5 protein-coding genes and 2 pseudogenes are annotated in these 13,671 nt (G+C 64.1%); 4 read left to right on the top strand and 3 right to left on the bottom strand.

Going from position 1 to position 13,671, the window contains the following annotated elements; all coding sequences use genetic code 11:
• The coding region (locus A5691_RS14470; RefSeq protein WP_156734794.1) for a non-ribosomal peptide synthetase at nt 1-4,561 on the bottom strand (4,561 nt) is incomplete at its 3' end.
• A 40-nt stretch (nt 4,562-4,601) separates the two neighbouring features.
• Nucleotides 4,602-4,832: an MbtH family protein gene (locus A5691_RS14465; protein ID WP_067753920.1), complete on the bottom strand. Its 231-nt coding sequence runs from the start codon at nt 4,830-4,832 to the stop codon at nt 4,602-4,604.
• 962 nt (nt 4,833-5,794) lie between these two features.
• Between A5691_RS14465 and A5691_RS14460 the strand changes: the two genes are divergently transcribed.
• The 4 genes and pseudogenes from A5691_RS14460 to A5691_RS14445 form a co-directional block, all read left to right on the top strand.
• Complete coding sequence (locus A5691_RS14460) at nt 5,795-6,217, top strand: MmpS family protein (protein ID WP_068016286.1); 423 nt, start codon at nt 5,795-5,797, stop codon at nt 6,215-6,217.
• On the top strand, nt 6,214-9,105 hold the full coding sequence (locus A5691_RS14455; protein WP_068016283.1) for an RND family transporter: 2,892 nt from the start codon (nt 6,214-6,216) through the stop codon (nt 9,103-9,105). Before A5691_RS14460 ends, A5691_RS14455 begins: the two co-directional genes overlap by 4 nt.
• Before the next feature lie 68 nt (nt 9,106-9,173).
• A complete protein-coding gene (locus A5691_RS14450; protein ID WP_068016279.1) occupies nt 9,174-12,089 on the top strand; it encodes an RND family transporter in 2,916 nt (971 codons plus the stop codon).
• A 196-nt stretch (nt 12,090-12,285) separates the two neighbouring features.
• Nucleotides 12,286-13,410: pseudogene (locus tag A5691_RS14445) on the top strand (glycosyltransferase); the annotation flags it as partial.
• 21 nt (nt 13,411-13,431) lie between these two features.
• Here A5691_RS14445 and A5691_RS29135 read toward each other — a convergent pair.
• A pseudogene (locus A5691_RS29135) lies at nt 13,432-13,671 on the bottom strand (hypothetical protein); the annotation flags it as partial.

Below are 13,671 nucleotides of genomic sequence, written 5' to 3'. Positions count from 1 at the left end.
CCTGCGCGAAGGCGGTGTGGAAAAGCAGTCCCTGCTGCACCGGGGTCAGTGGCAGCACGTCGGCGACGCCGCCCTGCCTGCACAGGCTGTCGATTTGCTGCTGGCTGAGCTGAGCGGGTGCGATGTCCGACGGGGTCAACCCGCCGCCGCCGGCCCGGACATGCGCGCAGATTCCGGCCAGGGCCTCAAACCACAACTGGCTCAAGCGGTTTACCCGCTCGTGGTCCAGCGCCGACGGGGCCCAGCTCCAGTTCGCCTGCAGGTGCGGACCCGCCTCGGTGTCCATGGTGCCGGCGTTGAGCTCGACCGTGTGCGCGAGTGGCATGGGCACCGCCGTGGCCACCGCCGCCACCGCCAGGCTGTCGTGGCTGACCCGCCACAATTCCTCGGAGAGGTCGGCGCCCGCGCCGAGCCGTCCCAGATAGTTGAACCCGATCACCGGGTCCGCCCCGTCCAGGTCCACGTCGTCGTTCAGGTAGCGCAGCAGGCCGTAGGTCAGTCCGTCGGGCAGGGCGCGCAGCTGTTCCTTGGCGGCCTTGATCACCGGGCCCAGGGCGGGCTCGCCGCCGGCCACCTGTGACCAGCTCAGCCGGCCGGCCTTCAACGCCACCGGGTATTTGGTGGTGAACCAGCCGACGGTGCGCGACAAGTCCACCCGGGGGAACAGTTCCTCCTGACGGCCGTGGCCCTCCACGTCGATGCCGATCGGCGCCGCGCCGGTGCCCAGGAACTCCGCGAAGGCCAGTCCGAAGGCGATCAACAGGATGTCGCCCACGCCTGCGTGGAAGGCGGCCGGCACCTCGCCGAGCAGCAGCCGGGTCGTCTCGACGTCCAGCGAGACGGACAGCTGACCGGCGTTCACGTAGGTGTCGGCCTCGGGTTGCACCGCCGGCAACGCGGCCGGGGTGGCCGCGACCTGCCGCCACTCGTCGGCGCGGGACACCACGTCGGGCCGGTGCGCGTACTCCTGAAGCAGCGACGACCACCGGGCGAACGACGTGCCGGGGGCCAGCAGGGCGATGGGCTGCCCGTTGTGATGCTGAGCCCACGCGATGTTGAAGTCTTCCAACAGGATTCGCCACGACACCCCGTCGACGGCGAGGTGGTGGATGATCAGCGCCAGCTGACCCGTCGACTGCGCCCACGCCGCGCTGACCATCACCCCGGCGGCCGGGTTCAGCCGCGACCGGGCCTCCGCCAATGCCTCGTCGGACAGCGACTCGACGGCGTGCACGCAGCCGCGCGCGTCCACCGCCCCAACCTCGGGCACCTGCAGCGACCAGCCGCCCGCACCGTCGTCATCGGCGCGCAGCCGCAGGGCGGCATGGCGATCCAGCAACGCCTGCAGCACCGCGACCACGTCGTCCTCGCCGGCCCCGGCCGGGGCTTGCACCACCATGGTCTGGTTGAACTGCTCGATGGGCCCGTCGATGCTTTCCAGCCATCGCATGATCGGGGTGGCCACCACCGGCCCGACGCCGTCGTCGCCCGCCCCGGCCGCACCGTCGGCCGCCACCTCGGCCACCCGGGCCAGCCTGGCCACCGACTGCTCGACGAACACGTCGCGCGGCCGGAACAGGATGCCGGCCGCGCGGGCGCGCGCGACCACCTGCATCGACAGGATGCTGTCGCCACCCAGGTCGAAGAACGAGGCGTCGACACCGACCCGCTCGAGCCCCAGCACCTGGGCGTAGATGTCGGCCAGGATCTCTTCGACGGCGTCGCCAGGCGCGCGGTACTCGGCGGTGGCGTATTCGGGTGCGGGCAGGGCCCGCTTGTCGAGCTTGCCGTTTCCGGTCAACGGCAGGGTCTCCAGCACCACCACCGCGGCCGGGACCATGTACGGCGGGAGGCGATCGGCCAGCGCAGCCCTGATTGCGGCCGGATCGGCGGTCCCGGTGATGTAGCCCACCAGGCGCTTGTCCCCCGGGCGGTCTTCGCGGGCGATCACCGCCGCCTGGTCGACCCCGTCGAGGCCCTTGAGCACCGACTGGATCTCGCCGAGCTCGATGCGGTAGCCGCGGATCTTGACCTGCTCGTCGGAGCGGCCGAAGTACTGCAGCTGCCCGTCCTCGCCCCAGCAGACCAGGTCGCCGGTGCGGTACATACGCGCTCCGGGACCGCCGAAGGGGTTGGCCACGAACCGGGAAGCCGTCAACCCGGCGCGGCGCACGTATCCGATCCCGACGCCGCGGCCCGCCAGGTACAGCTCACCGACCACACCGGCAGGCACCGGCTGCAACCACTTGTCGAGGACGAACATCGCCGCGCCGGAAATCGGTGAACCGATCGGCACGACGCCGGTTCCGGGGGTCAGCGGCTTGCTGATCGAGGCGCACACCGTGGTTTCGGTGGGGCCGTAGGCGTCGAGCATGACCCGCCCTGGCGCCGCCCACCGCTCCACCACGTCGGCCGGGCAGGCCTCGCCGGCCACCACCAAGGCGGTGGACTCGAGGCCCTCCGCCGGCAACATCGCCACCGAGGACGGGGTTTGCGTCAGCACGCTGACCTTTTCGGCGGCCAGCAGGTCGTGAAGCTCGTCCGGGGAGCTCGCCACGGACTCGGGCACCACCAGCAGCCGGCGCCCGCGCAGCAGCGCGCCGAAGATCTCCCACACGGAGAAGTCGAAGGCCGCGGAATGGCATTGCGTCCACACCTGCCCCTTGGGCAAGCCCTCGTCGAGCGACTCGATCAGCCACGTGACGTTGAGATGAGGAATGGCAACGCCTTTGGGGGTTCCGGTGGTCCCGGATGTGTAGATGATGTAGGCGACGTTCTGCGGCGCCGGCGCGGGCAGCGCCGTGCTGGGCTGCGCTTTGACGGCCGGGTCGTGGACGTCGACGACCAGCAGGTCGTGCCCGTCCAGCCGCGACCGCAGGTCCGCCGTGGTGATCACCGCGCAGGGCGTCGCGTCGGAAAGCACGAACTCCATGCGCGCGGCCGAGTGCGCCGGGTCGATCGGCACGTAGGCCGCACCCGTCTTTAGCACGGCGAGCATGGCCACGATCGCGTCGGTGCAGCGCGGGAACATCACCGCCACGCAATCGCCCGGGCCCGCCCCGTGGCCGGCCAGCAGATGCGCCAGGCGGTTGGAAGCCTCGTCGAGTTGGGCGTACGTCAACGACTTGGCCGCGCAGGTCACCGCCAGCGCCTCTGGCGATCGCTGCACGTGTTCGGCGAACGCGACCGGGATGGAGACGGGCTCGGGCACCGGCTGGGTCAGGGCCGCCCGATTGCTCCACTCGTCGAGCCGGGCCGGCTCGACGGCGGCGAGCAGGTCGACCGAGGACAGCCACCGCTCCGGGTCGGCGGTCATCTCCTCCAGCACCTGCTGCATGCGCGCCGCCAGATCGGCCACGCCGAAGTCCGCGAACGGTTGGCCCGGTCCCGCGGTGCTGAGGAAGAGTTGGTCGCCGGCGCCGAGGAAGAACAGGCTGAAGTGCCCGACGGGCCCGTGGTTGGTGTAACTCGCCGTCGCCGGCGAACCGGCGAGGTCCAGCGTCAGCCGCATCGGAAGGAAGTTGATGCCGACCCGGTTCGCCGCCTGCCGCAGGCCGTCGCTCTCGAGGGTGTGCACCGGGAACCGCTGGTGGTGCAGCAGCTCCCGGATTCGGGTGTCGACGTGCTTGCAGAAGTCGGCGACGGTGGCGGTGGGCGATGTGTCCAGCACCAGCGGCACCACCCCGGCGAACATGCCGGGAAGCGTTTTCGACTCTTGGCTCACCCGGCGGCTCACGGGAAAGTCGAGCGCGACCTGCGAGCCGCTCCCCGACCAGGCCCGCACCAGGAGCGCGCACGCCGCGGTGGTGACCGAAAACCGACGGATGCCCAGCTTCTTGGACAGCTCCTTGATCCGGGTGGTGACGGACGGGTCCAGCTGGACGGACGCGGACGGCGAGTAGTGGTCTTTGCCGCTGGTGGCCTCGGCCGGGCGATCGACCCACGCGGTCTCCGGTGGGAGGTTGTTGCTCCAGTACGCTTGGTCTTCCTGGTAGTCGGAGGAAGCCTCGTATCCCGACTCCAGGTCGACCAAATCCTGCGCCGAGCCGAAATACGCATCGGGAATGGGCTTTCCGGCCATCATGGCCGAATAAATTGTGGCAACGCGACGGGCCACCAGCGCCATGCCCAATCCGTCGATTGCTATGTGGTGGCAGCAACCGAACAAATAAAACTCGTCAACCCCGGTTTGGAATAGCACGAATTGGAACAGCTGCCCGTTCAAGTCCATGGGCGTCCGCTGGATCGACGACGCCATCGCGCGGGCTTCCTGCACGGGGTCGGGCAGGGAAGTCAGGTCGTGGAAGGCGAGCTCGACGTCCGGGTAGTCGATCGGCTTCTGGACCACGTGGCCGTCGACCTCGAAGAACGAGACGCGGCCGGCCTCGGCCTCCGCGACGGTCTGGGTGAGGGCGCGCCCGAGGGCATCGCGGTCGACCGGACCGTCGATCCTGATCAAAAGCCCGAGCTGCCACTCCGTGCCGACGAAGCCCGTTTCCTGCGAAAGCCAGATGTCGAGCTGTCCGCGCGTCAGCGGAAGTGTGTGATCACCAACTCCCATCGACTCCCCCAAAGCTCCATCCGCCCCATACCCCGACTCGTTACTGGTCAAAACCCCGGCCCGTTGCGAGCTTGTCTCGCAGGCTCTTTGGCCGGATGTCGGGCCAGTTCTGTTCGATGTACTCCAAACATGCAGCGCGATCGGCCTCGCCGTAGACCACTTTCCAGCCGGCTGGAACGTCGGCGAAGGCCGGCCAGAGGCTGTGTTGCTCCTCGTCGTTCACCAAGACGAAAAAACTGCCGTTGTCGTCGTCGAACGGATTGATGCTCACAGTTCTCCAAGCTGCTAGTTGACATGAGTGGAACGGTTCCAAACCATACGGGAGCCACTAGCGCGCGTCCGTGGTTTGGACAAAGTTCCCGGGGTGACCCGTCAGGCTCTTAACGCGCCCTAAAGATTGGGCTGGTACAGGGCTGCGCAGCTGCCGCCGTTGGCTGCTGTGACCTGCAGTAATGGCTCACCGATGCGGCTCGCGATTGGGCAAGGTCGGCCTTCAAGGACGATGGAATTTTGGGTGCTTGTCGTTGACGAGGATACCGGCGCTCGAGCCCCCGGGAAAATCACGACGAGGCGCGCCCGTTCCGGTGGCCCGAGGCGCCACGAGAACGGACCCGACGACCACCCAGAAGAGGCCCAGGCCGATGCCGGGCGGCCCGCGGTCGAAGCAACGCCGCGGAACCCATTGACTATGGGCGCCGAGCGCCGTTAGCTGGCTAGGGCCGCTGGCCAGTCGGCGGCCCTAGCCAGGGGGAAATATCCGAGCGAACCATCCGGGACGGGCGATCAAAAACAGCCGTTAAGCACGCGGTATGCATTACGATCCCGTATCTCCTCAACGAAGGGCTGATACGGAGACCGCTGGCGTGGTTTACTCATCAAGACCTGGTCGCGCTCCCCGGGGGGCGGGGCTCGTAAGAGGTGCCGGAGCACGACTAGTCTGCGACGTACACCGCGATCGATGTGCCGCAGTCTGGTCTCGCGATCCGCATGTAACAGTTTGTTCGGGCCGGCGGATATGGCAAGAGACGTCAGAAACGGGTAGAAGGGGGTGCGGTGGTCGATCCCGACGTGCGGGCCCGGCCCGATATCGCCATCACGAAAGGCCGCGACATCAGCCAACAGACTGACCGCCGACGCCGTTTTTCACCTTTTTCGCGTTCCTCCGCATTCGAGCCCGGAGGGCCGGGCGCACGTGGGCGGAATCGGCGGGCTCGCGGAGCCGGAATTGTGGGGATCCTCAAGCACGTGTGGATCCCGCTGGTCATATTGGTGGTCGTCGTCGCAGGCGGGATTACGGTGACGCGGCTGCACGGGATCTTCGGGTCGGAGAAGCGCCCGTCATATGCCGACACCAGACAACAGGACACCAAGCCCTTCAATCCAAAACGCATCCAGTACCAGATATTCGGACCACCCGGGACGATGGCGGATATCAGCTATTTCGACATCAACGGCGAGCCGCAGCACATCAACGGCATAGTCCTGCCGTGGTCTTACGACATCGCGACCACCCTGCCGTCCGTCGTGGCAAACGTTGTGGCACAAGGAAATAGCGACACTCTTGGCTGCCGTATAGTGATCGACGGCGTGGTCAAAGCCGAGAGGATCTCACACGAGTTGAACGCGTTCACCTACTGCACGTTGACAGCCACATGAGCACCCAACCGGTAATTGAAGAGCGCGCCAGGCAGCCATTCTTCGCGCGGATGATCCATCGGTTGTCCGTGCCCATTATTCTGGGGTGGCTGGGCATTGCGGTCCTCATCAGCATCGGCGTCCCCTCGCTCGAGCAGGTAGAAGCGGAGCACGCGGTTTCGCTGAGTCCGATTGGCGCCCCGTCGTTCAAAGCGATGGAGCGCCTCGGCGCAGACTTCAAAGAGACCAATACCGGCGCCTTGGCGATGATCTTGCTGGAAAGCCAGCAGCCGCTGGGCGACGACGCGCACGCTTATTACGACCGTTTGGTTCACAGCCTGGAAAACGATCACAAACACGTGCAGCACGTCCAGAACTTCTGGGGCGATCCCCTCACCCGGGGGGCCGCGCAAAGCCAGGACGGTAAAGCCGCCTACGTGCAGATCAACCTGAACGGCAACGCAGGCGGCAGCTCGGGCGACGAATCGGTGGCCGCGGTCCGGAAAATCGTGCAGGCCGCCAACCCGCCCGCCGGACTTAAGGTCTACGTCACCGGTCCCGCGCCAATCGTCGCGGATATGAACGTCGCCGGCCAGAAGACCGTCCTGTTGGTTACGGCGGTGGCCCTCGCGGTCATCTTCGTCACGCTGCTCCTCGTCTACCGCTCGATCGTCACGGTGATCCTTTTGCTGTTGATTGTCGGGCTGGAATTGCAGGTAGCGCGGGGTATGGTTGCGCTCCTCGGCCATCTCGGGGTCGTCGGCCTGACGACCTTCGCCGTCAACCTATTGGTGGCGGCAGTAATCGCCACGGGCACCGACTACGGAATATTTTTCGTCGGCCGATATCAAGAGGCGCGTTTTAACGGCGAAAGTAAAGAAACGGCCTTCTACACCACTTTCAACAGCGTCGCCAAAGTTGTCCTGGCTTCAGGCTTGACGATCTCCGGTGCGGTTCTCTGCCTCAGCTTCACGCGTCTTCCATATTTCCAGCCGCTGGGCATTCCCTGTGCGGTCGGTATCGCCGTCGCGGTCCTGGTGGCGCTCACGCTGGGGCCAGCCCTTCTCGCCGCCGGCGCCCGTTTCAGCCTGTTCGACCCGAAGCGGGCGATCACGGTTCATCGGTGGCGCCGGATAGGCACGGCGATCGTTCGATGGCCCGCGCCCATCCTTATCGCGACGCTGGCGGTCGCGCTGATCGGGCTATTGACATTGCCGAATTATCGGCCGAGCTATGACGATCAGAAATTCATTCCGATGAGCATTCCCGCCAATGTCGGATATGCGGCCGCGGAGCGGCACTTCCCCGGCTCGCGGATGATGATGCCGGAGATCCTGTTGGTGGAGACCGACCACGACCTGCGTAACCCGACGGACATGCTGGTGATCAACAAACTCGCCAAAGGCGTGCTCGCGGTTCCCGGCATCTCGACGGTGCAGACCGTGACCAGACCAGAGGGAGTTCCACTGCAACACACCACGATTCCGTGGATCGTGAGCATGGGCCAGGCGAGCCAGCTGCAAAACATGGCGTTCCAGCAAGACCGCATGAACGACATGCTCGTGCAGGCCGAAGAGATGGCGAAAATGATCGCCATCATGCAACACATGTTGGACCTGATGCGACAACTCGTCGCCACGACCCACCACATGGTGGGCGTGACGCACCAGATGCAGGACATCACATCTGAGTTGCGTGACCGCTTAGCGGATTTCGAAGACTTCTTCAGGCCGCTCCGCAGCTACTTCTACTGGGAAAGGCACTGCTACGACATTCCCGTCTGCTTCTCGCTGAGGTCAATCTTCGACGGCATCGACGGCGTTGACGAGATCAACGACAAGCTGAAAGAGCTCGTTAACAACCTCGATGAACTGGACATGATCTTGCCGCAGCTGGTCATGCAGATCCCGCCGATGATCGAGACCATGCAGAGCATGCGCACCATGATGCTGACCATGCACAGCACCATGTCCGGTGTCATGGGCCAAATGGACGCGAACTCAAAGGATCCCAGTGCGATGGGACAAGCCTTCGATGCGTCCAAGAATGACGACTCCTTCTACCTGCCGCCCGGCATCATTAATGGCTCCGAGTCCTTCAAGCGAGTCGAGAAGGTGTTCATGTCGCCGGACGGCAAGGACGTCCGGCTGCTGATCTCGCAACGTGGTGACCCCGCGACACCCGAAGGGCTATCCCGGGTCGAAGCGATCAAGACGGCGGCCGAAGAGTCCCTCAAAGGCACCCCGCTGGAGAATTCGAAGATTTACCTGACCGGGACCGCGGCGATCACGAAGGATTTGGTGGACGGGTCGAAATTCGACCTATTGATCGCCGGAGTTTCGGCCCTCTGTCTGATTTTCATCATCATGTTGATCATGACGCGAAGCTTCATCGCCGCAATGGTGATCGTCGGTACGGTATTGCTTTCGCTGGGAGCGTCCTTCGGCCTATCGGTGCTCATTTGGCAATACATGCTCGGCATTCAGCTGCACTGGACAGTGCTTTCGACGTCGGTGATCGTCCTCCTGGCGGTTGGGTCGGACTACAACCTGCTATTGGTTTCCCGAATGAAGGAGGAGCTGGCGGCCGGCATTAACACCGGGATCATCCGTGCGATGGCCGGCACCGGCAAGGTCGTAACGAACGCCGGCCTGGTGTTCGCATTCACCATGGCTTCCATGGTCGTCAGCGACCTGCGCAGCATCGGCCAGGTTGGCACCACAATCGGCATCGGCTTGATGTTCGACACGCTGATCGTGCGCGCCTTCATGACACCGTCGGTCGCGGCCCTGCTGGGGCGCTGGTTCTGGTGGCCGCAGGCGGTCCGTCCTCGCCCAGCTAGCACCATGCTGAGGCCTACCGGCCCACGACCGCTGGTGCGTTCACTGTTGCTGAAGCAGCCGCTCTAAGTGGCGGACATCAACTTCGACATGGGGACGACGACCGTGGGGAGCATGGTGGCACAGGGGCACGCCGCATGAGCACCGAGCGACGGCGTGCTCCCTTCGTGGCGCGCACCGTCCGCAAGCTCGCGATGCTCGTCATCCTGGCCTGGGTGGCGTTCACGCTCCTGGTGAGTTTCGGGGTGCCGTGGCTGGAGACGGTGGGCCGAGACCATTCCGTACCATTCGCTCCCCGCGATGCGCCGGCGGTGCAGGCGATGCAGCGGATGGGCCGGGACTTCAAGGAATCTAACTCGGACAGTTTCGCGATGATCGTCCTGGAGAGCGACCAACCGCTCGGCGACGAGGCGCATAAATACTACGATCAGCTGATTCGTGACCTGCGAGCCGACACCAAACACGTTGAGCACGTACAGGATCTGTGGGGCGATCGACTTACGGCGGCGGGCGCCCAAAGCCCGGACAGCAAGGCCGTATATGTGCAGATCAATCTCGCCGGTAACCAGGGCACGACTTTGGGCCAAGAGTCGATCGCGTCGGTCCGGAACGTCATCGCGCGGACACCGCCGCCCGCCGGCCTTCATGCCTATGTCACCGGCCCTGCGGCGCTCATCGCGGATATGCAGCACGCCGGTGACAGCTCCATCCTCAAGATGACATTGATCGGCGCCGTGATCATCTTCACGGTCTTGCTTTTCGTCTACCGTTCGATCATCACCGTGATCCTGCTATTGATCACGGTGGGAATCGAGGTTTTCGCCGCCCGCGGGATCATCGCGTTCCTGGGCGACAACAACATCGTTCAGCTATCGACATTCGCCATCAACTTGCTGGTTGCGCTCGCAATGGCGGCTGGAACCGACTACGGAATTTTCTTCTTCGGCCGATACCAAGAGGCCCGTCAGGCCGGCGAGGACCGCGAAAAAGCTTTTTACACCACTTATCGCAGTGTCGCTCCCGTCGTCCTGGGGTCCGGCTTGACGATCGCCGGGGCGATGCTGTGCCTCAGTTTCACCCGGATGCCCATCTTCCAGACCATCGGTGTGCCCTGCGCCGTGGGCTTGCTCGCTTCGGTAGCGATCGCGCTGACCCTGGTTCCAGCGATCATCGCCGCCGGGAGTGGCTTCGGACTCTTGGACCCGAGGCGCACCATCGGGTTCCAGCGCTGGCGGCGGGTCGGCACGGCTATCGTCCGCTGGCCCGCACCCATTCTCGCCGCGACGATCGCCGTCGCGTTGGTCGGTCTCGTGACCCTGCCGGGTTATCAGACGAGTTACAACGATCGCGCCTACATTCCGAAAAGCGTTCCGGCCAACGTGGGGTATGCGGCCGCCGACCGCCACTTTTCCCAATCGCGGATGATGCCCGAGATCCTGATGATCGAGTCGGACCACGATATGCGCAATCCGGCGGACTTCCTGGTGCTGCACAGACTGGCCAAGGGGATCTTCCACGTCAGGGGAATTTCACGTGTCCAGGGCATAACCCGCCCCGAGGGGACACCGATTCAGCACACGTCCATACCCTTCCTGCTCAGCATGCAGCAGGCGACCATGTCCCAAGACATGCGATATATGCAGGCGCGGACAGACGACATGCTGAAGCAGGCGGACTTGATTTCCCAGCAGATCGCAACGATGAAGCGGCTCTACGAGCTGCAGAAGCGGATGACCGAGATCACGCATGACACGATTACAAAGACGAAGGAAATGACCGTGGTCATCGAGGAAGTTCGGCAGCATTTGTCGGACTTCGAAGATTTTTTCCGGCCACTGCGCAGCTATTTTTATTGGGAAAGGCATTGCTATGACATCCCAATTTGCTGGTCGCTGAGGAACATATTCGAGACATTTGACGGCGTGGACATTCTGGCCGACAAATTGCAGCAGGATCTCATCCCAGATCTCGACAAGATGGACGCGCTCCTGCCGCAGCTGCTTGAGCAGTACCCGCAGATGATCTCAATAGCCGAGGGCATGCGATCGATGATCTTGACGATGCACAGCACCATGGCCGGCACGCTCGGGCAGATGACCAGCAACGACAAGGACGCCGTCGCCATGGGAGAGGCGTTCGACGCCTCCAAGAACGACGACTCCTTCTATCTCCCCCCGGACATTTTTGAGAACGCCGACTTCAAGCGTGCGATGACCAACTTCCTGTCCCCGGACGGGAAGGCTGCTCGATTCATTATTTCGCACATGGGCGACCCGGCGACCCCGGAGGGCGTCGCAAGGATCGACCAGATAAGGACGGCCGCGGAAGAGGCGCTCAAATCCACGCCATTGGAGAACTCCAAGATCTATATCGCCGGTACTGCGTCGACCTTCAGGGACTTCAAGATTGGCTCTGAATACGATCTGTTCATCGCCGGAGTCGGCGCGCTCTGCCTGATCTTCATCATCATGCTCATCCTCACCCGAAGTTTCGTGGCGGCACTGGTGATCGTTGGCACCGTTGCGCTTTCGCTTGGCGCCTCGTTCGGGTTGTCGGTTCTGATCTGGCAGTATCTGCTGGGAATCAGGCTGCACTGGATGGTGCTGCCGATGTCGGTGATCATCCTTCTGGCCGTCGGGTCCGACTACAACCTCCTGCTCGTTTCCCGCATGAAAGAGGAAATAGCCGCGGGTATCAAGACAGGCATCATCCGGGCGATGGGCGGCACCGGCAAGGTCGTCACGAACGCGGGCCTGGTGTTCGCCTTCACCATGGGCGCGATGGCGGCCAGCGACTTGCAGATCATCGGGCAGGTGGGTACCACGATCGGCCTGGGGCTGATGTTCGACACATTGATCGTGCGGTCGTTCATGACGCCGTCTATTGCGGCCTTGCTCGGACGCTGGTTCTGGTGGCCGCAGGTGGTACGTCCCCGACCGGCCAGTCAGATGCTGCGTTCTGAGGGGACGCGTCCCTCAGTGCGTGCGTTGCTCTCGCACCAGGTGGACGAAGACGACGCCCCGACGGCCGCGATTCCGAGGCCGGTTCGATAAGGCGGCTCTCTACCAACGCGCTACCGCGTAGCGGTCAGAGCAGGCATCATTCCGGGTGCGAGATCGCACCCTCGACAAGCAGAATGTGCAGAGTGCCAGTGTTTCGGCCAGTCTCATCGGCGATCAGGGAGCCAGAGATAATCGGCAATGTCCTGGCGCCGGCTAAGGAGATTGCGGCCACGGCCGAGGATGCGTCATGAAGTTTGCCCTCGCGTGTTACGGGACTCGTGGTGATGTTGAGCCCTCTGCCGCCGTGGGCCGCGAATTGCTGCGCAGAGGGCACCAAGTGCGTTTGGCTGTTCCGCCCGACCTCGTCGGCTTCGTCGAGTCGGCTGGCCTTCCGGCGGTCTCCTACGGCCCAGAACTGCAAGACTTCTTGGACGAAGAGTTTCTTCGCAACATGTGGAGGGATTTCTTCCGCAGCGTGTGGACTATCCGCGGTCCGGTCCGGGTGGTGCGCAGAGTCTGGGAGCCCATCATCCGGTACTGGGGCGAAGTCAGCGCAACTCTGATGTCACTGGCTGAAGGGGCCGACCTGCTCTCGACGGGCATCAATTTCGAACAGCCCGCCGCCAACGTCGCGGAGTTCTACGACATCCCGCTGGTCACGTTGCATCACTTCCCGATGCGGGCCAACGGCCAGCTTGTTCCCAGCGCACCCGCTCCAGTGGTCCGGTCCACCATGACGGCGACCGAGTGGCTGTTCTGGCGCTCGACGAAGAAGGTCGAGAACGCGCAGCGGCGGCAACTGGGACTGGCAGAGGCAAAACATCGCTCGTCCCGACGGGTCGCCGAGCGGGGGTCTCTCGAGATCCAGGCCTACGACGAAGTTTGCTTCCCTGGACTGGCAGCCGAATGGGCGAAATGGGGCACGCGGCGGCCCTTCGTCGGCGCCCTCGCGATGGAGTTGACGACGAACGCGGACGATGATGTCGCGTCGTGGATCGCCGCAGGACCGCCGCCGGTGTGCTTCGCGTTCGGCAGCATCCCGGTGGAGTCACCGGCCGAGACGGTCGAAATGATCAGCGCGGCATGTGCCCGGTTGGGCGTGCGGGCGTTGATCTGCTTCGGCGGCAACGACTTTGGTGACGTTCCGCAATGTGACGATGTCAAACTCGTGGGAACTGTGAATTACGCCGCGGTCTTTCCGGCCTGCCGCGCGGTGGTACACCACGGCGGCTCGGGCACCACGGCCGCGAGCCTGCGCGCAGGAATGCCCACGCTGATTCTCTGGAGTTCAGCCGATCAACCATATTGGGGAAACCAGGTCAAACACCTCAAAGTCGGTACCGCCCGTCGCTGGCAACGGGAGAGCGAACGGCTAGTCCGTCACCCAGATCATTCAGCGCCCTTGCACCGCGTCTTCCAACAGTCGGGCGGCGGCGGCGACGCTGTCCGCGGGTTTGGTCATCCGCTTGGCGAGGTCTCGGGCTCGGGTGGCGCATTCGGAGGAGAGGGTCAGACGCAGGTCGGCGACGAGCGACTCTCGAGTGGTGACAGAGAAACGACGGGCGGTACCGACTTTGAGGTGTTTGACCTGGTTTCCCCAATATGGTTGATCGGCTGAACTCCAGAGAATCAG

Source organism: Mycobacterium sp. E183, from assembly GCF_001667735.1.
In the GTDB taxonomy this organism is placed as follows: Bacteria; Actinomycetota; Actinomycetes; order Mycobacteriales; family Mycobacteriaceae; genus Mycobacterium.
Note: the sequence above shows the minus strand (reverse complement) of the source record. Positions and strands in the feature narration are given on the sequence as shown.

Bases quoted from the DNA above. Each gene is read 5' to 3' on its own strand.
- A5691_RS14450 (WP_068016279.1), top strand. From the start codon at position 9,174: ATGAGCACCGAGCGACGGCGTGCTCCCTTCGTGGCGCGCACCGTCCGC.
- A5691_RS14455 (WP_068016283.1), top strand. From the start codon at position 6,214: ATGAGCACCCAACCGGTAATTGAAGAGCGCGCCAGGCAGCCATTCTTC.